This is a genomic window from Enterobacter sp. Ap-867 (assembly GCF_011752855.1).
Classification (GTDB): Bacteria; Pseudomonadota; Gammaproteobacteria; order Enterobacterales; family Enterobacteriaceae; genus Cedecea.
Genome location: NZ_VWWS01000002.1, coordinates 442732 through 467833 on the forward strand (window position 1 = coordinate 442732; position 25102 = coordinate 467833).

The 25102-nt window shown below is 55.8% G+C and carries 19 protein-coding genes; 7 read left to right on the forward strand and 12 right to left on the reverse strand.

The annotated features are described in order from the left end of the window. The first annotated feature begins 4 nt into the window (after positions 1-4). The 5 genes from carB to folA all read left to right on the forward strand — a co-directional run bounded on the left by carB (position 5) and on the right by folA (position 6777). Entirely contained in the window at positions 5-3229 is a 3225-nt protein-coding gene (carB, locus tag F3J26_RS09690) for a carbamoyl-phosphate synthase large subunit (protein WP_008461705.1), read from the forward strand. A 139-nt stretch (positions 3230-3368) separates the two neighbouring features. Then, positions 3369-3602 carry a YgdI/YgdR family lipoprotein gene (locus tag F3J26_RS09695; RefSeq protein ID WP_166993505.1) on the forward strand — a complete coding sequence of 78 codons (234 nt, stop codon included), beginning with the start codon at positions 3369-3371 and terminating at the stop codon, positions 3600-3602. Between the two features lie 104 nt (positions 3603-3706). Then, positions 3707-4237, forward strand: a complete 531-nt coding sequence (kefF, locus tag F3J26_RS09700; protein ID WP_166993507.1) for a glutathione-regulated potassium-efflux system oxidoreductase KefF — start codon at positions 3707-3709, stop codon at positions 4235-4237. Next, positions 4230-6092, forward strand: coding sequence for a glutathione-regulated potassium-efflux system protein KefC (kefC, locus tag F3J26_RS09705; RefSeq protein WP_166993509.1), 1863 nt, complete (start codon positions 4230-4232; stop codon positions 6090-6092). The genes kefF and kefC overlap by 8 nt, the downstream gene beginning before the upstream one ends. 205 nt (positions 6093-6297) lie before the next feature. Further along, complete coding sequence (gene folA, locus F3J26_RS09710; RefSeq protein ID WP_008461713.1) at positions 6298-6777, forward strand: type 3 dihydrofolate reductase; 480 nt, start codon at positions 6298-6300, stop codon at positions 6775-6777. 36 nt (positions 6778-6813) lie between these two features. Here the strand turns inward: folA and apaH are convergent, their stop codons facing one another. From apaH to lptD, 6 genes are read right to left on the reverse strand one after another with little or no spacing between them, the layout of a single operon-like run. After that, the gene (gene apaH / locus F3J26_RS09715) at positions 6814-7665 is read right to left on the reverse strand and encodes a bis(5'-nucleosyl)-tetraphosphatase (symmetrical) ApaH (RefSeq protein WP_166993511.1); all 852 of its coding nucleotides are present in this window, start codon (positions 7663-7665) and stop codon (positions 6814-6816) included. Positions 7666-7669: 4 nt separating this feature from the next. Then, entirely contained in the window at positions 7670-8047 is a 378-nt protein-coding gene (gene apaG, locus F3J26_RS09720; RefSeq protein ID WP_008461718.1) for a Co2+/Mg2+ efflux facilitator ApaG/CorD, read from the reverse strand. Between the two features lie 3 nt (positions 8048-8050). Then, positions 8051-8875 (reverse strand): 16S rRNA (adenine(1518)-N(6)/adenine(1519)-N(6))-dimethyltransferase RsmA, encoded by an 825-nt coding sequence (rsmA, locus tag F3J26_RS09725; RefSeq protein WP_039300352.1) that lies wholly within the window; start codon positions 8873-8875, stop codon positions 8051-8053. Continuing rightward, the gene (pdxA, locus tag F3J26_RS09730) at positions 8872-9861 is read right to left on the reverse strand and encodes a 4-hydroxythreonine-4-phosphate dehydrogenase PdxA (RefSeq protein WP_008461723.1); all 990 of its coding nucleotides are present in this window, start codon (positions 9859-9861) and stop codon (positions 8872-8874) included. Before pdxA ends, rsmA begins: the two co-directional genes overlap by 4 nt. Next, a complete protein-coding gene (gene surA, locus F3J26_RS09735) occupies positions 9854-11146 on the reverse strand; it encodes a peptidylprolyl isomerase SurA (RefSeq protein WP_008461725.1) in 1293 nt (430 codons plus the stop codon). Before surA ends, pdxA begins: the two co-directional genes overlap by 8 nt. A 58-nt stretch (positions 11147-11204) precedes the next feature. Next, positions 11205-13571 carry an LPS assembly protein LptD gene (lptD, locus tag F3J26_RS09740; RefSeq protein ID WP_166993513.1) on the reverse strand — a complete coding sequence of 789 codons (2367 nt, stop codon included), beginning with the start codon at positions 13569-13571 and terminating at the stop codon, positions 11205-11207. A 181-nt stretch (positions 13572-13752) separates the two neighbouring features. Here lptD and djlA point away from each other — a divergent pair, with 181 nt between their 5' ends. Continuing rightward, positions 13753-14565 carry a co-chaperone DjlA gene (djlA, locus tag F3J26_RS09745; RefSeq protein WP_166993515.1) on the forward strand — a complete coding sequence of 271 codons (813 nt, stop codon included), beginning with the start codon at positions 13753-13755 and terminating at the stop codon, positions 14563-14565. A gap of 29 nt (positions 14566-14594) precedes the next feature. On the opposite strand, the gene rluA is transcribed toward djlA, so the two are convergent. From rluA to polB, 3 genes are all read right to left on the reverse strand, one after another. Further along, on the reverse strand, positions 14595-15254 hold the full coding sequence (rluA, locus tag F3J26_RS09750) for a bifunctional tRNA pseudouridine(32) synthase/23S rRNA pseudouridine(746) synthase RluA (protein WP_008461732.1): 660 nt from the start codon (positions 15252-15254) through the stop codon (positions 14595-14597). Between the two features lie 136 nt (positions 15255-15390). Further along, the gene (gene rapA / locus F3J26_RS09755; protein ID WP_166993517.1) at positions 15391-18297 is read right to left on the reverse strand and encodes an RNA polymerase-associated protein RapA; all 2907 of its coding nucleotides are present in this window, start codon (positions 18295-18297) and stop codon (positions 15391-15393) included. A 222-nt stretch (positions 18298-18519) separates the two neighbouring features. Next, on the reverse strand, positions 18520-20880 hold the full coding sequence (gene polB, locus F3J26_RS09760; RefSeq protein ID WP_166993519.1) for a DNA polymerase II: 2361 nt from the start codon (positions 20878-20880) through the stop codon (positions 18520-18522). A 198-nt stretch (positions 20881-21078) separates the two neighbouring features. On the opposite strand from polB, the gene F3J26_RS09765 reads away from it, so the two are divergent. Then, positions 21079-21846: a DedA family protein gene (locus F3J26_RS09765; protein WP_166993521.1), complete on the forward strand. Its 768-nt coding sequence runs from the start codon at positions 21079-21081 to the stop codon at positions 21844-21846. On the opposite strand, the gene thiQ is transcribed toward F3J26_RS09765, so the two are convergent. From thiQ to thiB, 3 genes are read right to left on the reverse strand one after another with little or no spacing between them, the layout of a single operon-like run. Then, a complete protein-coding gene (gene thiQ, locus F3J26_RS09770; protein ID WP_166993523.1) occupies positions 21843-22541 on the reverse strand; it encodes a thiamine ABC transporter ATP-binding protein ThiQ in 699 nt (232 codons plus the stop codon). The genes F3J26_RS09765 and thiQ overlap by 4 nt on opposite strands. Next, on the reverse strand, positions 22525-24135 hold the full coding sequence (gene thiP / locus F3J26_RS09775) for a thiamine/thiamine pyrophosphate ABC transporter permease ThiP (RefSeq protein ID WP_166993525.1): 1611 nt from the start codon (positions 24133-24135) through the stop codon (positions 22525-22527). Before thiP ends, thiQ begins: the two co-directional genes overlap by 17 nt. Next, positions 24111-25094 (reverse strand): thiamine ABC transporter substrate binding subunit, encoded by a 984-nt coding sequence (thiB, locus tag F3J26_RS09780; protein ID WP_166993527.1) that lies wholly within the window; start codon positions 25092-25094, stop codon positions 24111-24113. Before thiB ends, thiP begins: the two co-directional genes overlap by 25 nt. Between the last annotated feature and the right edge of the window lie 8 nt (positions 25095-25102).

Consider the following 25102-nt stretch of genomic DNA (forward strand, 5'->3'; position numbering starts at 1 on the left):
GACCATGCCAAAACGTACAGATATAAAAAGCATCCTGATCCTCGGTGCGGGCCCGATTGTTATCGGCCAGGCCTGTGAGTTTGACTACTCTGGCGCGCAGGCTTGTAAAGCGCTGCGTGAAGAGGGTTACCGCGTTATTCTGGTGAACTCCAACCCGGCCACCATCATGACCGACCCGGAAATGGCGGATGCAACCTACATCGAACCAATTCACTGGGAAGTGGTACGCAAAATCATCGAAAAAGAGCGTCCGGATGCGGTGCTGCCAACCATGGGCGGCCAGACCGCGCTGAACTGCGCGCTGGAGCTTGAGCGTCAGGGCGTACTGGAAGAGTTCGGCGTCACCATGATCGGCGCTACCGCCGATGCTATCGACAAGGCTGAAGACCGTCGTCGCTTCGACATTGCGATGAAAAAAATCGGTCTCGACACCGCTCGTTCCGGTATCGCGCACAATATGGAAGAAGCGCTGGCGGTTGCGGCAGACGTGGGTTATCCGTGCATCATTCGTCCATCCTTTACCATGGGCGGCACCGGCGGCGGCATCGCCTATAACCGCGAAGAGTTTGAAGAGATTTGCGAGCGCGGCCTGGATCTTTCCCCAACCAAAGAGCTGCTGATTGATGAGTCGCTGATTGGCTGGAAAGAGTACGAGATGGAAGTGGTGCGTGATAAGAACGACAACTGCATCATCGTCTGCTCTATCGAAAACTTCGACCCGATGGGGATTCATACCGGGGACTCCATCACCGTGGCACCAGCGCAAACGCTGACCGATAAAGAATACCAAATCATGCGTAACGCCTCGATGGCGGTACTGCGTGAAATCGGCGTGGAAACCGGCGGCTCAAACGTTCAGTTCTCCGTGAACCCAAAAACGGGCCGCCTGATTATTATCGAGATGAACCCGCGTGTGTCCCGTTCTTCAGCGCTGGCGTCTAAAGCTACGGGCTTCCCGATTGCTAAAGTTGCCGCGAAGCTGGCAGTCGGTTACACCCTTGATGAGCTGATGAACGACATCACAGGTGGCCGTACTCCGGCATCCTTCGAACCGTCCATCGACTATGTTGTGACGAAAATTCCTCGCTTTAACTTCGAGAAATTTGCTGGCGCAAATGACCGTCTGACCACCCAGATGAAATCCGTGGGTGAAGTCATGGCTATCGGTCGTACTCAGCAGGAATCACTGCAGAAAGCGCTGCGTGGCCTGGAAGTGGGCGCTACCGGCTTTGACCCGAAAGTCAGCCTGGATGACCCGGAAGCGCTGACCAAAATCCGCCGCGAGCTGAAAGACGCTGGCGCAGAGCGTATTTGGTATGTGGCTGACGCATTCCGCGCGGGCCTGTCCGTAGATGGCGTGTTCAATCTGACCAACATCGACCGCTGGTTCCTGGTGCAGATTGAAGAGCTGGTGCGTCTGGAAGAGCAGGTGGCTGAAGTGGGCATCACCGGCCTGAACCATGACTTCCTGCGTATGCTGAAGCGCAAAGGTTTTGCGGATGCACGCCTGGCTAAACTGGCTGGCGTGCGTGAAGCTGAAATTCGCAAACTGCGCGAGCAATATAACCTGCACCCTGTCTACAAACGCGTAGACACCTGTGCGGCAGAATTCGCTACCGACACCGCTTATATGTACTCCACGTATGAAGAAGAGTGTGAAGCGAACCCGAACCATGACCGTGACAAAATCATGGTGCTGGGCGGCGGACCAAACCGTATCGGTCAGGGCATCGAGTTCGACTATTGCTGCGTACACGCCTCGCTGGCGCTGCGTGAAGATGGTTACGAAACCATTATGGTTAACTGTAACCCGGAAACCGTGTCTACCGACTACGACACCTCCGACCGCCTCTACTTTGAGCCTGTCACCTTTGAAGACGTGCTGGAAATCGTCCGCGTTGAGAAACCAAAAGGTGTCATCGTACAGTACGGCGGCCAGACTCCGCTGAAACTGGCTCGTGCGCTGGAAGCGGCTGGTGTGCCGGTTATCGGTACCAGCCCGGATGCTATCGACCGTGCAGAAGACCGTGAGCGTTTCCAGCACGCCGTTGAGCGCCTGAAGCTGAAACAGCCTGCTAACGCCACCGTAACGGCTATCGAGCAGGCGGTAGAGAAAGCCGTCCAGATTGGTTATCCGCTGGTGGTTCGCCCTTCCTATGTGCTGGGCGGCCGCGCGATGGAAATCGTCTACGACGAAGCAGACCTTCGCCGTTACTTCCAGACCGCGGTTAGCGTTTCCAACGACGCGCCGGTGCTGCTTGACCGCTTCCTTGACGATGCGGTCGAAGTGGACGTGGATGCCATTTGCGACGGTGAAACCGTGCTGATTGGCGGCATCATGGAACACATCGAGCAGGCGGGCGTTCACTCCGGTGACTCGGCATGTTCTCTGCCGGCTTACACTTTGAGCCAGGAAATTCAGGATGTGATGCGCCAGCAGGTGCAGAAACTGGCCTTTGAGCTCCAGGTGCGTGGCCTGATGAACGTGCAGTTTGCGGTGAAGGACAACGAAGTTTACCTGATTGAAGTGAACCCACGTGCCGCGCGTACCGTGCCGTTCGTTTCTAAAGCGACGGGCGTGCCGCTGGCAAAAGTTGCCGCTCGCGTTATGGCAGGCAAAACGCTGGTTGAGCAGGGCGTCACCAAAGAAATCATCCCGCCTTATTACTCGGTGAAAGAAGTGGTGCTGCCGTTCAACAAATTCCCGGGCGTTGACCCGCTGTTAGGGCCAGAAATGCGCTCTACCGGGGAAGTGATGGGCGTGGGGCGTACTTTCGCAGAAGCTTTCTCTAAAGCGATGCTGGGCAGCCAGTCCACCATGCGTAAGCCAGGCCGCGCGCTTCTCTCCGTGCGTGAAGGTGACAAAGAGCGCGTAGTTGACCTGGCCGCGAAGCTGCTGAAACAGGGCTTCGAGCTGGATGCGACCCACGGTACAGCGATTGTGCTGGGCGAAGCGGGTATTAACCCACGCCTGGTGAACAAGGTGCATGAAGGGCGTCCGCACATTCAGGACCGTATCAAGAATGGCGAATACACCTACATTATCAACACCACCGCGGGCCGCCAGGCGATTGAAGACTCCAAGCTGATTCGCCGCAGCGCACTGCAGTACAAAGTGCATTATGACACCACGCTGAACGGGGGTTTCGCCACGGCGATGGCGCTGAATGCCGATGCTACCGAGAAGGTGATTTCGGTGCAGGAAATGCATGCCCAAATTAAGGGTTAAGCTTTCTTGTCCTGAAAGAATGTTCCGAAAATAACGCCAACGGCCTCTGAAAAGAGGCCGTTTTACTTTATACCCAGCGAGATAGTCTACAGTTAACCAGCACACAACTGAAAATGACTAAACACGCTGGGAGAACACCATGCAGAAACGAACTTTACTTGCTTCCCTCTTCACTGCCGCAGCGCTGCTGATCGTGGCGGGCTGCTCGTCCAATCAGGCAGTTAAAACCAGTGATGGCAAAACGATCGTCACCGACGGCAAACCGCAGGTTGATAAAGACACGGGCCTGGTGTCATACAAAAATGCCGAAACGGGTAAAACCGAGCAGATCAACCGCGATCAGGTGAAAGAGATGAGCGAGCTGGATAACTAGTTAAGAAATATCCAACAACACGCTCAGCAATATTGACTGTTAGCCTGTCGATTAACTGACTAAACTCACTGTCATTACAGGCAGTAGTGAAGACAGGCTTAACAATGATTCTTATAATTTATGCGCATCCCTATCCCCAGCATTCCCATGCCAACCGGCAAATGCTCGATCGAGCCAAAGCGCTTCCGGGGGTAGAGATTCGCTCCCTCTATGAACTTTATCCCGACTTTAATATCGACATTGCCGCTGAGCAGCAGGCGTTAAGCCGCGCTGATTTGGTTATCTGGCAGCATCCGATGCAGTGGTACAGCATGCCGCCGCTGATGAAATTGTGGATAGACAAAGTGCTTTCGCACGGCTGGGCATACGGCAAAGGCGGGAATGCCCTGCACGGTAAAGAAGTGATGTGGGCCGTGACAACCGGCGGCAGCGAAAAACATTTTGAACTGGGCGATCACCCTGGATTTGACGTTCTCGCCCAGCCTCTGCAGGCCACGGCGCTCTACTGCGGAATGCGGTGGCTGCCGGTCTTCGCGATTCATTTCACCTTTGTTTGCGATGAATTGACGCTTGCCCGCCAGGCGGATAACTATAAGCAACGCTTAATTGACTGGCAGGAGGCTCATCGTGGATAGCCACAGCTTAATTCAGGCATTGATTTACCTTGGTTCTGCCGCGCTGATCGTGCCTATCGCCGTGCGGCTCGGATTAGGTTCCGTTCTGGGCTACCTGATTGCCGGCTGCATTATTGGGCCATGGGGGCTGGGTCTGGTTACCGACGCCGAAACTATTCTGCACTTTGCTGAAATTGGCGTGGTGCTGATGCTCTTTGTTATCGGGCTTGAGCTTGATCCTCAGCGGCTATGGACGCTTCGCGCCTCGGTGTTTGGCGGCGGTTTTCTGCAAATGGCGGCCTGCGGGCTGGCGCTCGGCGCATTTTGTATCGTGATGGGGCTCAACTGGAAGATCGCCTTGCTTATTGGCCTGACGCTGGCGCTCTCATCCACCGCGATTGCTATGCAGGCGATGAACGAACGCAACCTGACCGTCACGCCGATGGGGCGAGGCGCGTTTGCCGTGCTGCTGTTCCAGGATATCGCGGCGATCCCTCTGGTGGCAATGATCCCGCTGCTGGCGAGCAGCGGCGGGACGATGACCTTTGCGACGTTTTTAATTTCCGCGCTTAAGGTAGCGGCGGCGCTGGCTCTGGTTGTACTGCTTGGGCGCTATGTCACCCGGCCAGTGCTGCGATTTGTGGCGCGCTCGGGGTTACGTGAAGTGTTCAGCGCCGTGGCGCTATTCCTGGTGTTTGGCTTTGGCCTGCTGCTTGAAGAGGCCGGGCTTTCGATGGCGATGGGGGCGTTTCTTGCCGGGGTGCTGTTAGCCAGCTCCGAATATCGTCACGCGCTGGAAAGCGATATTGAGCCGTTCAAGGGCCTGCTGCTGGGGCTGTTCTTTATCGGGGTTGGGATGTCTATCGACTTCGGGACTTTGCTCGACAACCCGCTGCGTATTCTCGTCCTGCTGGTCGGTTTCCTGGTCATCAAAACGCTGGTGCTCTGGCTGATCGCTAAGCCTTTAAAAGTGCCGCGTAAGCAGCGACGCTGGTTTGCCGTTTTGCTGGGGCAGGGAAGTGAATTTGCTTTTGTTATCTTCGGCGCGGCTCATATGGCTCAGGTGCTGGACGACGACTGGTCGAAGTCGCTGACGCTTGCCGTGGCGCTATCCATGGCGGCCACGCCTCTGTTGCTGGTGCTGCTGAACAGGCTCGAGAAAACGGGCAGCGAGCAGGCCGGAGAGGCCGACGAAATTGATGAAGAGCAGCCCCGGGTTATCATCGCGGGCTTCGGACGCTTTGGGCAGATTGCCGGTCGTCTGTTACTGAGCAGCGGAGTGAACGTGGTTATTCTGGATCACGATCCTGACCATATAGAGACGCTGCGAAAATTTGGCACCAAGGTCTTTTATGGGGACGCCACCCGCGTTGACCTGCTTGAGTCAGCCGGGGCCGCAGGCGCTGAAGTGCTGATTAACGCCATCGACGATCCTGAAGCCAGCATGCAGCTCACTGAACTGGCGAAGGAGCACTTCCCGCATCTGCAGATCCTTGCCCGCGCGCGCGATATTAATCACTACATCCGCCTGCGCCAGGCGGGAGTCGAGATGCCGGAACGTGAAACGTTCGAAAGCTCGCTGAAGATTGGCCGTCGTGCGCTGGAGGGATTGGGCGTCGGCAAATACGAAGCGCGCGAGCGGGCCGACCACTTCCGCCGTTTTAACCTGCAAATGCTTGAAGAAATGGTGCCGACTGATGATAAGACCGCCGAGCGCGCGGATGTCTTTAAGCGCAACAGCGCGATGCTGACAGAGGTTATTAACGAGGATCGTGCGCACCTGCACGTTATCCAACGTGATGGCTGGCAGGGAACAAAAGAGGGTCTTCACAGCGGTAAACTTTCCGATGAACCCCCGGTCAGGCCAGCAGAGTGAACTTGCTGAAAAATATTTACTTTTCCTTATAGTGAGCGGGGGTTAACGCTAACCCCTTGTTCCATATCCCGCAGTTGAAAATCAGGGCGCGATGGCCGCAGCAGAATAAAAAAAATTCTCGTTACGCCCATCGCCTGCTGTCGACGAAAGATTGCGCTTTCCGTATAGTGGCGGCAATTTTTTTCATCATCCTTAGGTTATATAAATGATCAGTCTGATTGCTGCTTTGGCGGTGGATCGCGTTATCGGCATGGAAAACGCCATGCCATGGGATTTGCCTGCCGACCTGGCCTGGTTCAAGCGCAATACGCTCAATAAACCTGTTGTTATGGGGCGCCTGACCTGGGAGTCTATTGGCCGCCCGCTGCCGGGACGTAAAAACATCGTTATTAGCAGCCAGGCCGGAAATGACGATCGCGTTGAGTGGGTGAAATCGGTGGAAGAGGCTATTAAAGCCTGCGGTGATGCCGAAGAAATCATGGTGATTGGCGGGGGACGCGTATACGAGCAGTTCCTGCCCAAGGCGCAGCGTCTTTACCTGACCCATATTGATGCGGAAGTGGAAGGGGACACGCATTTCCCGGATTACGATCCGGATGAGTGGCAGTCAACCTTCAGTGAATTCCACGATGCCGACGAGAATAACTCCCACGGTTATTGCTTCGAAATTCTGGAGCGTCGTTAAGTTTTACCCCTCTCTCGACAGAGAGAGGGGGAACTTCTAAGAGGCGGCAGCGGTTTGATCTTCGCCGCTATCCTGCTGACGATTTGAAGGCTGTACGAACCAGGCTTTATCTTCCCAGCGCAGGCAGGTTAGTTCTCCCCCCCAACAGCAACCCGTATCCAGCGCATAGATCCCTTCCGGCGTGCCTTTCCCTTCCAGCGATGCCCAGTGACCAAAAGCCACAGAATATTCGGCGGTAACGGGGCCAGGAATCGCAAACCAGGGCTTCAGCGGCGAAGGCGCTTTTTCCGGCGTGTCTTTGCAGTACATATCCAACTGGCCGTTAGGGAAGCAATAGCGCATGCGGGTGAGCGAGTTAGTGATGAAACGCAGGCGTGCCAGCCCGGAGAGATCGCTGGACCAGTTGTTGGGCATATCGCCATACATTGCATCCAGGAAAAGCGGGTAGCTGTCGCTGGAGAGAACGGCTTCGACATCACGCGCGCAGGCCAGCGCGGTATTGATATCCCACTGAGGCGTGATCCCCGCATGAGACATAACAAGCTTTTTCTCTTCATCCACCTGAATGAGCGGCTGACGACGAAGCCAATTGAGAAGCTCGTCGGCATCAGGCGCTTCCAGCAGTGGCGTAACGCGGTCTTTAGGTTTGTTGCGGCTGATGCCCGCAAAGACTGCTAAAAGATGCAGGTCATGGTTACCGAGTACCACTCGTACGCTGTCACCGAGACTGCGAACATAGCGCAGCACCTCCAGAGAAGCTGGCCCACGAGCCACCAGATCGCCCGTCAGCCACAGCGTATCTTCTTCAGGGTTGAAATTAACCTGCTGCAGCAACGCGATCAGTTCATCGTAGCAGCCGTGAACATCGCCAATCAGATATGTAGACATGGTATCAGTGAATAAAAGTTGGAATGGCCAGACGGAAAACGGGGATCTCGACCCTGAAGGCCTCTCCCTGCGCATCGACCATTTCATAATGGCCCTGCATGGTGCCGAGCGGCGTTTCGATAACCGCTCCGCTGGTGTACTGGTAGTCGTTGCCCGGTTCAATATGCGGCTGTTCGCCGACGACACCTTCGCCCTGAACCTCGGTTTCGCGGCCGTTGCCGTTGGTAATTAGCCAGTAACGGCCAAGTAGCTGAACTGCTGTTCGCCCCAGATTGCGAATAGTGACTGTGTACGCAAATACGAAACGCTCATCCTCAGGCGAGGACTGCGACTCAATATAAAAGCTTTGTACCTGCACGCATACGCGGGGCGAATCAAGCATAGTTTAGCTCTCCGACGGCTGTTGTGGGTTGTCAGCCAGATAGTTTGCAAGCTTACAGTACTGCTCAACGGAAATGTTTTCCGCACGCAGCGTCGCATCGACGCCCAGCTCCGCCAGCACGTCGGCACTGAACAGATGACCAAGGCTGTTACGGATAGTTTTACGACGCTTGTTAAAGGCTTCCGTGGTGATACGGCTCAGCACGCGCAGATCTTTCACCGGGTGCGGTAAAGTCGCGTGTGGTACCAGACGCACAACGGCAGAGTCCACTTTTGGTGCAGGCGTAAACGCCGTTGGCGGGACTTCAAGCACAGGAATAACGTTACAGTAGTACTGCGCCATCACCGACAGGCGGCCATAGGCTTTACTGTTTGGCCCGGCGACTAAGCGGTTAACCACCTCTTTTTGCAGCATGAAGTGCATGTCTGCAATGGCATCAGTATAGCTAAAGAGATGGAACATCAGCGGCGTAGAGATGTTATACGGCAGGTTACCGAAGACGCGCAACGGCTGGCCGATTTTCTGCGAAAGATCGCCGAAATCCATGGTCATGGCATCCTGCTGATAAATTGTCAGCTTGGGGGCCAGGAACGGGTGCGTTTGCAAACGTGCGGCAAGATCGCGGTCCAGTTCGATAACGGTCATTTTATCCATACGTTCACCCACAGGCTCGGTCAGTGCACCAAGGCCTGGACCAATTTCGACCATTGCCTGGCCTGGCTGTGGGTTAATTGCGGAGACAATACTGTCGATAACGAACTGGTCATTAAGGAAGTTTTGTCCAAAACGTTTGCGGGCAAGGTGGCCCTGGTGGACTCGAGTATTCATTGACTATTTACAATCATTTTAATGGCGAGATTAAGCGCCGTAATAAAACTGCCGACGTCGGCTTTTCCCTGGCCTGCCAGCTCAAGAGCCGTGCCGTGGTCAACCGAGGTACGGATAAAAGGTAACCCCAACGTGATATTTACCGCGCGGCCGAAGCCCTGATATTTCAACACGGGCAGACCCTGATCGTGATACATCGCCAGTACGGCGTCAGCACTATCGAGGTATTTAGGCTGGAATAGCGTATCTGCCGGTAACGGGCCAGAAAGGTGCATCCCCAGAGCGCGCATCTCATTTAACACCGGGATAATAGTGTCTATCTCTTCGGTGCCCATATGGCCACCTTCCCCGGCGTGTGGATTGAGACCGCAAACCAGTACATGCGGCTGCGGGATACCAAATTTGGTTTGCAGGTCATGATACAGGATGGTGACAATCTGGCGTAGTAAATCCGGCGTAATGGCGTCAGAAATTGCTTTCAGCGGCAGATGCGTTGTGGCCAGCGCAACGCGCAGCTCTTCCGTGGCCAGCATCATCACCACTTTTTCGCTGTGTGAGCGCTCTTCGAAGAACTCGGTGTGACCAATAAACGGAATCCCGGCATCGTTGATAATGCCTTTGTGTACCGGCCCGGTAATCAGCGCGGCGAATTCTCCGTTCAGGCAGCCATCGCATGCCCGAGCGAGCGTCTCGACGACGTAAGCACTGTTACGCACATCCAGTTGCCCTGGAATGACCGGCGCACGTAGCTCAACGGGCAGCACGGTTAACGTACCTGCAGCCTGTGGTTTTGCCGGTTGATTTGCCTCGAAAGGCTGGAGCGTCAGGGGGAGACCGAGCAGAGAGGCTCTGGCAAGTAGCAATTCTGGAGAAGCGCAGACGACCAGTTCAACGGGCCAGTCGCGTTGCGCTAACGCGACGACCAGGTCGGGACCAATCCCGGCGGGTTCGCCGGGAGTGATGGTCACACGAAAGATGTTAGCCATTGCTGCCTATGATTTTCACGTAAGCGCTGGCGCGCTGTTCCTGCATCCAGGTTTGCGCTTCTTCGGAGAACTTGCGGTTGAACAGCATGCGGTAGGCACGGTCTTTTTGCGCCGCATCGGTTCTGTCGACTTTACGCGTGTCCAGCAGTTCGATCAGGTGCCAGCCGAAGGAAGAGTGCACCGGGGCGCTCATCTGGCCTTTGTTCAGCTTCTGCAGTGCATCGCGGAAAGCAGGATCATAAATATCCGTTGCCGCCCAGCCCAGATCGCCACCCTGGTTCGCTGAACCTGGATCGTCCGAGAAGGATTTCGCTGCTGCGGCAAAGGTGGTTTTCCCGCTCTTAATGTCAGCGGCAATTTGCTCTAGTTTCTGGCGCGCCTGAGTATCGTTCATGATAGGCGACGTTTTCAGCAGAATGTGGCGGGCGTGAACTTCGGTCACAGAAATATTCTGGTTCTGACCGCGCATATCGTTAACTTTCAGGATGTGGAAACCAACGCCTGAACGAATAGGCCCGATAATGTCGCCCTTCTTCGCCGTGCTCAATGCCTGGGCAAAAATAGAAGGCAGTTCCTGGATGCGACCCCAACCCATTTGGCCGCCTTTCAGCGCCTGCTGGTCGGCAGAATAGCTGATCGCGAGCTTGCCGAAGTCTGCCCCGTTGCGTGCCTGATCGACAACGTTACGTGCCTGTTTTTCTGCGTCATCAACCTGAGCAGAGCTTGGGTTTTCTGGCAGGGCAATCAGGATGTGGCTCAGGTTCAGTTCGGTACTGCTGTCGTTCTGATTGCCTACCTGTTGTGCAAGGGCATCAACTTCCTGCGGCAGGATTGAGACGCGACGACGAACTTCATTGTTACGCACTTCCGAAATCGTCATCTCTTTACGGATCTGACTGCGGTAGGTGTTGTAGTTCACGCCATCATAGGCCAGACGGCTGCGCATCTGATCCATGGTCATGTTGTTCTGTTTTGCAATGTTGGCGATGGCCTGATCGAGTTCATCGTCGGTGATCTTCACGCCCATCTTCTGGCCCATCTGCAGGATGATTTGATCCATGATCAGACGTTCAATGATTTGATGGCGAAGCGTCGCGTCGTCAGGAAGCTGTTGCCCCGCGTCGCGTGAGTTCATTTTGACGGACTGCATTAAGCCGTCAACATCGCTTTCAAGGACTACGCCGTTATTGACTACGGCAGCTACTTTGTCGACAACCTGCGGGGCTGCAAAAGTTGTGTTCGCTACAAGTGCGACACCAAGAAGCAGCGTTCTCCAGTTCTTCATACTTTTTCCATTTTACTTAGCCGCAAAGCGGATTATTTAGAGAATTCGTCAAAGTGAATTACATCGAACTTTGGTATGGCAGAATGTTAGTACGCAGCATCTGCGGAATACCCAGGCCATAGTTGGAACTCAGGCCACGTAACTCGATGTTAAAGCCGATTACGTTATCGTATTTACTCATGTTATTTTCCCACCCGTTGATCTTACGCTCGACGCCAACACGAATGGCATAACAGCAAGAGCTGTACTGCACGGCGAACATAGAGTCAGCGGACTGTCGGGCATTGGTATCGTAGTAGTAGGCCCCGACAACGGACCAGCGATCCACGATTGGCCAACTGGCGACCATACCGACCTGCGAGATCCCTTCTCTATACTGATCGGCGGTAGAGTAAACTGTCGGCAGCGTAGCCTGAATATACTCCGGGCTGGCATAACGATAGGTCAACTGTGCCATACGATCGGCATCGCGACGGTACTCAATGGCGCCGCTGCCGTTCGCTACGCTACCCAGGCGAGCATCATACTGTACCCCGCCGCGCAGGCCCCAGCGATCTGTCATACGCCAGTAGGTGTCACCGGCCCAGACCATGGAGCCCGTTTTCTTATCTTTCTCCCAGTTAATGTTGTCATCCCCGGTACGGGACTGGGTGAAATAGTAGATTTGACCCGCGGATACGTTAAAACGTTCAACCGATGCGTCATCATAAACCCGGGAAGTTAAGCCCGTCGTGACCTGGTTTGCGGAAGCAATGCGGTCCAGGCCACCATAGGTGCGGTCGCGGAACAGGCCGCTGTAGTCGGACTGCAGCAGCGATGAGTCGTAGTTGTTGATAGCACTTTGGTTGCGATACGGCACGTACAGGTACTGAGCGCGTGGCTCAAGCGTCTGTGTCCAGCCGGCAACGGAGTCCATATCACGGTCAAAGATCAGCTTGCCGTCCATTTTAAACTGCGGCAGCGTGCGGTTGACGGTGTTTTCTAATGTGCTGTTGGCGTTAATCTTCTGCTTATATTCATCAAGATTACCTTGCTGATAATGGGTCATCATCAGCTTGGCTTCGGTGTTCAGGCTTGCCCAGCCGTTGGAGACAGGCAGGTTGATCACCGGTTCAAGGTGCAGACGCGTTGCATCAGGCATGTTGTCATTCACGTTAGTGAATTTCACCGCCTGGCCATAAATTCGGGTATCAAACGGGCCCACGTCATTCTGGTAGAAGTTGACGTCCAGCTGCGGCTCTGCACGGTAAGAGCTGGTGAATGTACCCAGCTGGTTGGCAAAGACCTGGAATTGTTTAGCGGACAGCGTCGCGTCAAAGTTCTGATTAGCGTAGCCGACGCTAAATTTTTGCGTGGCGTAGCCGTCGGTACTGTTACCATAGGGTGAGCTGAAGTCGTTGAAGTAGCGCGAGTCGCTGACCTTGGTGTAATCGACGTTGAAACGCCACACCTGGTCCATGACCCCGCTGTGGTTCCAGTAGAACAGCCAGCGGCGATCTTTTTCGCCCGGCGCAACGCCCTGCTCGTTTTTGTATTCGTCATCCGACGGGAGATAGTCAAACTCCATCAAGCCTGAACCTGCCTGGGTCAGGTAGCGGAATTCGTTCTGCCACTGGATACCGCCACGCTTATCAATATAGTGAGGCGTGATAGTGGCATCGAAGTTTGGCGCAATGTTCCAGTAATAGGGCAGCGCGAACTCAATGCCGCTGTTGGTGCTGTATTTAGCGCTGGGGATCAGGAAGCCCGAACGGCGTTTATCGCCAATAGGCAGCTGCAGGTAAGGGCTGTAGAACACCGGTACCGGGCCCAGTTTAAAGCGGGCGTTCCAAATCTCCGCCACTTCTTCCTGCCTGTCCTGAATCACTTCAGTACCAACCACGCTCCAGGTGTTGGAACCCGGCAGGCAGGAGGTGAACGTCCCGTTTTCGAGAATCGTGTAGCGGTTGTCGCCGCGCTGTTTCATGAGGTCTGCGGTACCGCGACCCTGGCGGCCAACCATCTGGTAATTACCGTCCCAGACGTTAGTATCTTTGGTGTTTAAATTTGACCAGGCTTTAGGACCTTTCAGGATGACCTGATTGTCGTCGTAATGCACATTACCTAAGGCATCTACGGTGCGGACGGGATCCGTTTGACCTTCGACCAGCTTCTGGTGAAGCTGAACTTCGTCTGACTGCAGGCGGCTGTTACCCTGCTGAACGTCAACATTCCCGGTAAAAACGGCATTGTCCGGGTAGTCACCTTTGGCGTGATCGGCCTGGATTGTTACCGGCTGGCTATTGCCGTCGTCCTTAACCAATGGACGATTGTAGCTTGGGATACCCAGCATACACTGCGAGGCAAGGTCGGCAGCCATACCTTGTTGGCTATAAAGGGCTGAACCAATCAGTGTGGCCAGCAAGGTGGGAATACGTTTTTTCATACGTGTTATTTGTTGTTCCGTCATCAGGGTATAGCGAAGGCAAACGGTCAGAGACTAACGTACTCATCACCACAGCGCTAGTGTTAATCCAGCCCATTAGCAGTATGCCGTTAGGCAGCGCTATCAATGGCGGGTATGATAAAGCAAATTCTAGACGACAGCATGATGATTTGGGGAGTATATGCAGTATTGGGGAAAAGTACTCGGTGTTGCTTTGGGGTTAATCTCAGGCGGCGGCTTTTGGGGGGTGGTGATAGGTTTTCTTATCGGTCATATGTTTGATAAGGCACGCAGCCGTCGCGGGGCCTGGTTTGCTAACCAACAGCAGCGTCAGGCGATCTTTTTTTCTACCACTTTTGAAGTGATGGGGCACCTCACCAAATCGAAAGGTCGGGTAACGGAAGCTGATATTCAAATAGCGTCTTTATTGATGGACCGAATGCAGCTTCATGGTGAGGCGCGCGCCGCCGCTCAGCGAGCATTTCGCGCGGGGAAAGAAAATAACTATCCGCTCAGAGAAAAGATGGGGCAGATGCGAAGCGTCTGTTTTGGCCGTTCTGACTTAATTCGGATGTTTCTGGAAATACAAATCCAGGCTGCGTTTGCGGATGGCTCGCTGCACCCAAATGAGCGTCAGGTGCTGTATGTGATTGCCGAAGAACTGGGGATCTCGCGTGCCCAGTTCGACCAGTTCTTGCGCATGATGGAAGGCGGCCAGCAGTTCGGTGGTGGCCAATACCAGCAATCGCAAGGCGGCTTCGCGCAGCAACAAAGAGGCCCGACGCTGGAAGATGCCTGCAAGGTGCTTGGGGTAAAAAGCAGCGATGAGCCAACGGTTATCAAGCGCGCGTACCGTAAGTTAATGAGTGAGCACCATCCTGACAAGCTGGTGGCAAAAGGCCTGCCGCCGGAAATGATGCAGATGGCGAAGCAAAAGGCCCAGGAGATTCAGGGCGCTTACGATCTGATTAAAACCGCAAAAGGGTTTAAGTAGAAAAAGGCCTCTCAGTTGAGAGGCCTTTTTTAGAAGTCCGCCGGCGCTTTAAACGTCATTGGCGTACCGTAGCTCGGGTGCGTGATGGTGAGCATCTCGGCATGGAGCTGAAGACGCGGCGCCATGGCAAGCGCTTCTGGCGTCGCGTAGAAGCGGTCCCCGAGAATCGGGTGCCCCAGCGCCTGCATATGCACGCGAAGCTGGTGCGAACGCCCGGTAATCGGCATGAGCTGTACACGAGCGGTATTGTCCGCCGCGTATTCCAGCACCTGATATCCAGTCTGCGCAGATTTCCCTGTCTCGTAGCATACCTTCTGCTTTGGTCTGTTAGGCCAGTCGCAAATCAGCGGTAGATCCACCAAACCTTCTTCCGGCTGTGGATGTCCCCAAACGCGAGCCACATACTGCTTTTTCGGCTCGCGTTCACGGAACTGGCGCTTTAGCTCGCGCTCTGCCGCTTTGGTCAGCGCCACCACGATCACGCCGCTGGTTGCCATATCAAGTCGATGGACCGATTCCGCCAGCGGAAAGTCGCGCTGAATGCGCGTCATCACGCTGTCTTTGTGCTCGTCAAGACGTCCCGGAACGGACAGCAGGCCGCTGGGCTTGTTAACCACCATGATGTGCTCATCCTGGTACAGGATAACCAGCCAGGGATCGAGAGGCGGATTGTAGGGTTCCATCAGCATTTACTCTGCATCCTTCAAGCTGCAGCCGCGTTGGCTGCTCTCACTTATCCCAGTCACTGACTTTAGTCAGCTCCTGGGAATTCTCTCTTTTGCCGCCTTGCTGCAACTCGAATGATTTGAGTAAAGCGACGCATATTTACTGGTGCGTCACAACGATCAAACGCAGGGCATCAAGACGCCAGTTAGCCTGGCTCAACGCTTCCATCACCTGCTGGCGATTGGTTTCGATAGCCGCAAGCTCGTCGTCACGAATGTTTGGGTTAACGGCTTTCAACGCTTCCAGACGGGACAGCTCAGCGCTCAGCTTCTCATCGGCTTCTTCACGAGCTGCGTCGATCAGCGCCTGTGCCGCATCGGCAACTTTTTCTTCCGCCACCTGCAGAATAGCGTGCACGTCGGACTGCACCGCATTCACCAGTTTGCTGCCGGTATGACGGTTAACCGCGCTGAGCTGGCGGTTGAAGCTTTCAAACTCCACCTGCGCCGCGAGGTTGGTGCCGTTTTTATCCACCAGCATGCGCACCGGCGTCGGCGGCAGGAAGCGGTTGAGCTGCAGCTGTTTAGGCGCTTTGGCCTCTACAACGTACACCAGCTCCAGCAGCAGCGTGCCCACCGGCAGCGCTTTGTTTTTCAGCAGAGACAGGGCACAGCTACCGGTATCGCCTGACAGGATCAAATCCAGGCCGTTGCGGATGATCGGGTGTTCCCAGGTCACAAACTGCGCGTCTTCGCGGGACAAGGCGACGTCACGCTCGAAGGTGATTGTGCAGCCGTCTTCCGGCAGGCCCGGGAAGTCAGGGACCAGCATATGGTCGGACGGAGTAATGACGACCATGTTGTCGCCGCGATCGTCCTGGTTAATGCCGACGATATCAAACAGGTTCATGGCAAAGCTAACGAGGTTAGTGTCGTTATCTTGCTCGGAAATGGCTTCTGCCAGCGCCTGCGCTTTTTCACCGCCGTTGGAATGAATTTCCAGCAGACGGTCGCGGCCCTGCTCAAGCTGTTGCTTCAGGGCATCGTGCTGCTCGCGGCACTGCTTGATCAGCGCGTCAAAGCCTTCGGTATTTTCCGGGGCGGCGAGATATTCGATCAGCTGCGGATAGACGCTGTCATAAATGGTGCGGCCGGTCGGGCAGGTATGCTCGAAGGCGTCCAGACCGGCGTGGTACCAGTCCACCAGGACCGACTGAGCGGTTTTTTCCAGGTACGGAACGTGGATCTGGATGTCGTGCGCCTGGCCAATACGGTCGAGACGGCCAATACGCTGCTCCAGCAGGTCCGGGTTAAACGGCAGGTCAAACATCACCAGCTGACTGGCGAACTGGAAATTACGGCCTTCTGAGCCAATCTCGGAGCACAGCAGCACCTGAGCGCCGGTATCTTCTTCCGCAAACCAGGCTGCAGCGCGGTCGCGTTCGATGATGGACATGCCTTCATGGAAGACGGCGGCGCGGATGCCTTCGCGCTCACGCAGAACCTGCTCAAGCTGAAGTGCCGTCGCGGCCTTGGCGCAGATCACCAGCACTTTCTGCGAACGGTGGCTGGTCAGGTAACCCATCAGCCATTCAACGCGTGGGTCAAAGTTCCACCAGGTGCCGGTGTCGCCTTCGAATTCCTGATAAATCTGCTCCGGGTACAGCATGTCGCGGGCGCGATCTTCCACGGACTTACGCGCGGCCATAATACCGGAGACTTTAATCGCCGTCTGGTACTGGGTTGGCAGCGGCAGGCGAATGGTGTGCAGTTCGCGTTTCGGGAAACCTTTCACGCCGTTACGGGTGTTACGGAACAGCACGCGGCTGGTGCCGTGTCTGTCCATCAGCATGGAAACCAACTCCTGGCGCGCGGCTTCACTGCCTTCGCGATCGCTGTTGGCGGTTTGCAGCAGTGGCTCGATATCCTGCTCGCCAATCAGCTCACCCATGGTATTCAGCTGCTCATCGGTCAGGCGATCTCCTGCCAGCAGCAAGGCGACGGCGTCTGCAACCGGGCGGTAATTCTGCTGCTCGGCGACGAACATGGCGAAATCATGGAAGCGATTTGGGTCCAGCAGGCGTAAGCGCGCGAAGTGGCTTTCCATGCCCAGCTGTTCAGGCGTGGCGGTCAGCAACAGGACGCCAGGAACATGTTCGGCCAGCTGTTCAATGGCCTGGTATTCACGGCTGGGCGCATCTTCGCTCCACACCAGATGGTGAGCTTCATCGACAACCAGCAGATCCCACTCCGCTTCGCAGAGGTTTTCCAGGCGCTGTTTATTGCGGCGCACGAAGTCCAGCGAGCAAATGACCAATTGTTCGGTATCAAACGGGTTGCTGCTGTCGTGCTGGGCTTCCGCGTAACGTTCATCGTCAAACAGCGCGAAGCGCAGGTTAAAGCGGCGCAGCATTTCGACCAGCCACTGATGCTGCAGTGTTTCCGGCACCACAATCAGCACGCGCTCGGCGCTACCGGCCAGCAGTTGCTGGTGGATGATCATCCCGGCTTCAATGGTTTTACCCAGGCCAACCTCATCCGCGAGCAATACGCGTGGCGCATGGCGGCGGCCAACATCATGAGCGATGTTTAGCTGGTGAGGGATCAGGCTGGTGCGCATCCCGCGCAGGCCACTCCAAATCTGGCGCGACTGTTCGCTCTGATATTTGCGGGCGCGGAAACGCAGCGCAAAGCGGTCCATACGGTCGATTTGCCCGGCGAACAGGCGATCCTGTGGTTTGCTGAAGACCAATTTGCTGTCGAGAAACACTTCGCGCAGCAGGACGTCAGACTCTTCGGTATCGAGACGGGTGCCGAGGTAGGCGAGTAAACCCTTTTCTTCCTTAACTTCATCAACTTTCAGCTGCCAGCCTTCATGGCTGGTAATCACATCGCCTGGGTTAAACATCACGCGGGTGATCGGGGAGTCATTTCTGGCGTACAGACGATTTTCACCCGTTGCCGGGAAGAGCAGGGTAACCATACGCGCATCCAGCGCCACCACGGTTCCCAGTCCCAGTTCGCTTTCGGTATCGCTGATCCAACGTTGACCAAGTGTAAAAGGCATAAGTTTTCGGCTCTATTTCAGTGACTTAAATTTGCAGGCAATAGCATGGCAACCGCGCACAGGCGGCGCAGTTGTTTAAAATTGGGTCTAAGGATTCGAAGAAAGGGCGCTATGGTACTGGATGGCAACGGATTCGTCACGCACTCGTCATGCTTCAAATTACGGCGACGCTGGCTGCACGCTCTTAGCGCCTCGCCGTAAGCTGAGTTATGTAGAGGGTTTTTAAAATAGCCCCATCTGCCCCGTCATCAGTGTAGCAAAGTCGTCCTCAAGGAAGGGCAAAATCCCCTCGGCAACGGGCTGCAGCTGGCGAGTCAGGTAGTGGTCATAATCCAGCGGAGATTGCTGATAATCAACCGGCTCCGGGCCGCTCAGGGTCATGACATATTTTATCGTGCCGCGATTCTGGTATTGCGCCGGCCTGCCCAGACGTTGGTTATGTTCATCGGCAAGCCTGGCCGCACGAACGTGAGGCGGCACGTTTTTCTGGTACTCGCTTAACGGGCGGCGCAGGCGTTTGCGATAGATCAGCTGTGAATCCAGCTCGCCCGACATCAGGCTGGCAATGGTCTCACGGATGTAGTCCTGATAGGGCTCGCCGCGGAAAATTCGCCAATAGAGCGTTTGCTGGAACTGTTGGGCGAGTGGCGTCCAGTCGGTGCGCACTGTTTCAAGCCCTTTAAATACCATGCGCTGTTCGTCGCCCTCCTGAATAAGCCCGGCGTAGCGCTTTTTGCTGCCCTGGTCCGTCCCCCGAATGGTAGGCATCAGGAAGCGGCAGAAGTGCGTTTCGTACTCCAGCTCCAGGGCGCAGTCGAGATTCAGCGTGGTTTTCAGATGCCGTTGCCACCAGGTGTTGACGTACTCGACCAGCTTCCTGCCAATCTGTGCGGCGTCCTGTTCGCTGTGGGCCTGTTTCAGCCAGACAAAGGTTGAATCCGTATCGCCGTAGATAACGTCATAGCCCTGGGATTCAATCAGCGCTTTTGTCTGGCGCATGATCTCGTGACCGCGCATGGTGATCGACGAAGCAAGGCGGGGATCGAAAAAGCGACAGGCACTGGTACCCAGTACGCCGTAAAACGCATTCATGATGATCTTGAGCGCCTGGGAGAGCGGCTTGTTGCCGTGGCGTTTTGCCTCTTCCCGGCCATGCCAGATCTGGCTCACGATCTCGGGCAGGCAGTGTTTGTCGCGGGAGAACCAGCCGCCAATAAACCCTTCCACGGAGTGCGTCACGTCCGGCTGGGTTGTACCTTCGACGAGGCCGACCGGATCGATTAAGAAGGTACGGATAATCGACGGATACAGGCTTTTATAATCGAGCACCAGCACCGAGTCATAGAGTCCAGGACTGGAATCCATCACATAGCCGCCGGGGCTTGCCTGCGGCGGAACCTCGCCCAGATTGGGGGCGACATAGCCTGCACGATGCATACGCGGGAAATAAAGGTGGCTGAAAGCCGCTACCGAGCCGCCATGTTTATCCAGCGGGAGCCCGTTGACCGTCGCCCGCTCCAGCAGGAAAGGCATCAGCTCAGTCTTGTGGAAAATACGCGTGACCAGCTCGCAGTCTTTGAGGTTATAGGTAGCCAGCGCGGGTTTGTCTTCGGCAAAGCGGCGGTCGATCTCATCCATACGATCCCAGGGATTATCAATCGACTTCCCTTCACCCAGAAGTTCACGGGAGACCGTTTCCAGCGAAAACGAAGAGAAATTCCAGAACGCCGATTTTAGCGCTTCGATGCCGTCGATAATCACCCGGCCCGCAAGTTGGGCAAAGAAAACGCCCTGCTTAAAGCCGTGCTCACGCCATTCTAGCGTGCTGTTGCCGCGGCCCAGACGGAGCGGAACCTGGTAGCGTTCGGCCATTTTTTGCAGCACGCGCAGGTCAAACTGCACGACGTTCCAGCCGATCAGGACGTCGGGATCGTGCTCGGCAAACCAGCTATTCAGCTTCTCCAGCAGCAAAGGGCGGCTGGCGACATATTCCAGCGTAAAGTCCAGGCCCTCAGCATCGCCGTTTTCAGGCCCCAGCATATAGACGTGACGCTGCCCGCAGCCTTCAAGGCCGATGCAGTACAGCTCCCCGTGTCGATTCGTTTCGATATCCAGAGAGACCCATTTCAACGGCGGGCGGTATTCTGGAGCAGGTTTCAGGCGGGTATCCAGCAGTACATCTCCCTGAGGGTATCCGCTAAACCAGACCGGCGCGGTAATAAAGCGTTCCATCAGGAAGCGCTCCGGAGGGCGAATATACGCCTCATAGACCGTCACGCCGCCGTCGCGGAGCAGTTTCTCCAGCCGCATTAACTGGCGGTGCTGCTGGCAATACAGGCCCGCTACCGGCTGGTGATGGAAGTCTTTGAGTTCAAGCGGCGTAAGGCGGAATTGGTTTTCACCGGCTAGCAAACGCTGCGCCTGGGCTAACTGCGCCTGGGGAATAAAAGCGACGGATTCCTGCGGCGGCAGGCGCACCTTAAGCGGGCCATCGTCCGTGGCCAGCCAGAAATCGACTTCGGTACCGCGCGGGGTGTCTCGCCAGTGCCTGGTCAGCAGAAACCCCTGACGAGCTTGAGACACGCTGCATTCTCTCTCAGGAAAAGTGTTTCGATTATAGCGCAAACAACCGTTAGTTACTGCATTTATATACAGTGTTGTTGGCCGGGTGTGCGAATTGTCCGGAACTTTACCGTCTATTCTTTATTCATAGAAATGAGACCTTGACGCCTGTCACGTTAATTCTGGAGAATCGCCCGCTCGCTCATCGACGGAAAGCTTATGGAAGCCTTACTGGAACACTTTATTACACAGTCAGTTGCATATTCGCTTATCGCGGTGATGCTGGTGGCCTTTTTTGAGTCGCTGGCGCTGGTGGGACTGATCCTGCCGGGCACGGTAATGATGGCCGGACTGGGGGCGCTGATCGGCAGTGGCCAGGTGAATTTCTATTATGCCTGGGGCGCCGGGATCGTCGGCTGTCTGCTGGGGGACTGGATCTCGTTCTGGCTTGGGCAGCGTTTCAAAGGGCCGCTGCACCGCTGGTCATTTATGAAGAAGAATAAAGCTCTGCTGGATAAAACCGAACACGCGCTGCATCAGCACAGCATGTTTACGATCCTGGTGGGGCGCTTTGTTGGCCCTACGCGCCCGCTGGTGCCGATGGTTGCTGGGATGCTGGATTTACCGCTGGCGAAGTTTTTGCTGCCGAATATCATCGGCTGCCTGCTCTGGCCGCCGCTCTATTTTCTGCCGGGGATCCTTGCCGGAGCGGCCATAGATATTCCTGCGGACATGAAAAGCGCCAGCTTCAAGTGGCTGCTTTTGGCGGTGGCTTTACTGCTTTGGCTGGCTGCATGGCTGTGCTGGCGTTGGTATCGCAGCGGTAAGCGTGGCTCAGATCGCCTGGCCCGCTATCTACCGCAGGCCCGACTCAACTGGCTGGCTCCGTTGATGCTGGTGGCGGGCATTGGCAGTTTTGCCGCCTTGCTGCAGCATCCCTTGATGCCGGTGTACTGGGATATCCTGCGGAAGGTGCTGTCGCACTAAGTGCAGATTCCCAACAGCGCGGAGGCGCTTGCCTCGCCGCTGAGCAACCTGCCCGTTTCGCCGTCCCATGCAATGCGCCCGTCTTTTATCACGATGCTACGGCTGGCGATGCGGGCGGCATCTTCAATACTGTGAGAGACCATCAGCAGCGCCAGCCGTTGCTCCCGGCACAGCTCGTCGAGCAGCTGTAGCATCTCTTTGCGCAGCGCCGGATCAAGCGCCGAGAAAGGTTCGTCCAGCAGTAAAACGGGCTGCTGACGAACCAGGCAGCGGGCCAGGGCGACGCGCTGCCGCTGGCCGCCGGAAAGCTGAGACGGCAGACGGTCCAGCATGTCAGTTAACCCCACGCGTGCCGTTATTTCCTGCAACCGCAGCTTCTGGGCTTCATTAAGTTTCATTCCCGGATGCATGCCCAGGGCGATATTTTGCCGGACGGTCAAATGGCTAAACAGATTATTTTCCTGGAAAAGCATGGAAACCGGGCGAGCTGAAGGCGGTGTCCGGGTGTGATCCACGCCGTCGATGACGATGTTGCCGCTGGCAGGCTGCAGGAACCCGGCGACCAGGCTCAGTAACGTACTTTTCCCCGCCCCGCTTGGCCCCAGGATGGCGATTCGTTCCCCCGCCGCAACCTTCAGGGAAAAGCGCATGGGTAAGTGCTGATACAGCCAGGTTACATCAGTCAGAGTTAGCATCTTGCCCCGGAAGTTTTTCAATCAAGGTAAACAGCATAAAACAAAGCAGCAGTAGAAGTAGCGCTGTGACAGCGCCTTCCTGGCTGCGGTAAGAGCCGATCTGCTGATACAGCCAGAAGGGCAGCGTGCGGAAATCTTCATTGCCGAACAGCGCCACCACGCCGAAATCGCCAATCGACAGGACGCAGGCAAAGGCCAGCGCCTGGGCTATCGGGCGTTTCAGCGCTTTTAGCTCAATAAATCGCAGGCGATTAAAGCCGCTGATATCCAGCGACTGGCAAAGCTGAGTGTAGCGTTCTGCCACGTCTCGCATGGGGTTTTCGAGCACCTTTAAGGCGTAAGGAATCGCCATCAGCGCATTGGTAAAAATAACAATAGCGTCGGCGGATTGCGGCAGGCCCACGGTATTGTTTAGCAGCAAGAAGAAGCCGGTGGCGAGGACGATGCCCGGCATCGCCAGAATCAACATGCCGCTAAGTTCAATGGCCTGCCCGGCGAAGCGTTGGTTACGCAGCCGAAGTTCACGCGAACTCCAGAGCAGCATCAGCGTCAGCGTCACGCTGACAAGCCCGGCGGCAATGGCAATTCTCAGTGAAGTGCAGAGCGCGTTCCAGAGCGCTGGCTGCCGCAGCACGCTGCCCATGCTGCCGTTAATCCCATCGACCATCACCGCTAGCAGCGGTGGGAGAAGCAGCAGCAGGGCGAGCACAATAAGCAGGCCATCACTAAGTTTTCGGCGCAGAGAATCCTGTGGATCGCGCCAGCCCTGAAGCTGGCTGACGCCGACGGGAATCGCCTTGCTTAACTTCTGACTCAATAACACCAGGCCAAGGCAGCACGCCATTTGCAGCAGAGCCAGCAATGCCGCTTTGGCGGGATCGTAGTCGTAGCTTAATGCCTGAAAAATGGCCAGCTCGATGGTGGTTGCCTGCGGGCCGCCGCCCAGAGAAAGCACGGTGGCGAAGCTGGCGAAGCAAAGCATAAAAATCAGGGCGCCAACCGGGAGTAGCTGGCGGCGCAGCCAGGGCCACTCGACGAAACGGAAGAAATGCCAGCCCTGCATCCCCAGCTGTGCCGCCAGCTGACGCTGTTCCGAAGGGATATTGTTCAGCGCCTGCAGCAGAAGACGGGTCGCCATCGGCATATTAAAGAAGACGTGCGCCAGCAGAATGCCCTGCAGGCCATAAGGGGAAAAGTGCCATTCAACGCCCAGCCAGCCGCAGAGCGTGGCCAGCCAGCCTTCTCGCCCATAAACGGAAAGAATACCGAAAACGGCGACCAGCACCGGCAGCACCAGCGTCATGGCGCACAGCCTCAGCAGCGCCAGTCGGCCAGGAAAGCGGCGGCGGTAGAGCGCACGGGCTAAAAAGATGGCCGGGAAAACGGAAAGTGCGGCGGAAAGAAAGGCCTGCCAGAAGGAAAAGCGCAGGACGTGCCAAAGATAGTCGTCCCGCAATATGGCAAAGACATCCGTCTGCGGAGCGTTAAGCCACAGCGCCAGAAAAGCCGCCAGGGCTACCGCCACGACCAGCGTTGCGGCAAAGAGCCCTGGATACAGCCAGCCTGGTATTAGCGGCTGACGGCGCGTTGCCATTCATTGATCCATTCTGCGCGCTGGGTGGCCACCTGCTGAGGGAGAAATTCCAGTGTGGTTTGCGGCTTCACCAGGCTGTCGAAGCCAGCAGGTAATGCCACGTTGGTCACCGGATACATCCAGTTGCCGGTAGCAATGGTGTTCTGGAAACCTGGCGTGGTGATGAATTTGATAAATTTCTCGGCGAGTTCAGGCTGCTTGCTGTTCGCCAGTCGGCCCGCAACTTCAACCTGCAGGTAATGCCCTTCGCTAAAGTTCGCGGCGGCGTAGTTGTCTTTCTTCTCTTCGATGATGTGGTAGGCCGGGGAGGTGGTGTAGCTCAGTACCAGGTCGGCTTCCCCTTTCAGGAACAAGCCGTAAGCTTCGCTCCAGCCTTTGGTGACGGTGACGGTTTTTTTCGCCAGCTTTTGCCAGGCTTCCGGGGCTTTATTGCCGTACACTTTTTGCATCCACAGCAGCAGGCCAAGCCCTGGAGTGCTGGTGCGCGGATCTTCGTAAATGACCTTCCATTTTTGATCGCTTTCAACCAGCTCTTTCAGGCTTTTTGGCGGGTTTTTTAGCTTGTTCTTGTCGTATACGAAAGCAAAGTAGCCGTAATCGTAAGGCACGAAGGTGCTGTTCTTCCAGCCGCCTGGCACCTGAAGGACGCCGCTTTCTATATTAGAAGGCGCAAACAGTTTGGTTTGCGTGGCGGCCTCTACCAGGTTGTTGTCCAGCCCCAGCACGACATCCGCTTTGCTGTTCTTGCCTTCCATGCGCACGCGGTTCAGCAGAGAAACGCCGTCTTCCAGCGCCACAAATTTCAGCTCGCAGTTACAGTCGGCCTCAAAGGCTTTTTTCACCGCCGGGCCAGGGCCCCAGTCGGCGGCGAACGAGTCGTAGGTGTAAACGGTTAATACAGGTTTAGCGAAAACGGGCATGGCGGCCAGCGCCAGCAGCGGCAGAAATTTTTTGAACACTTTGCACC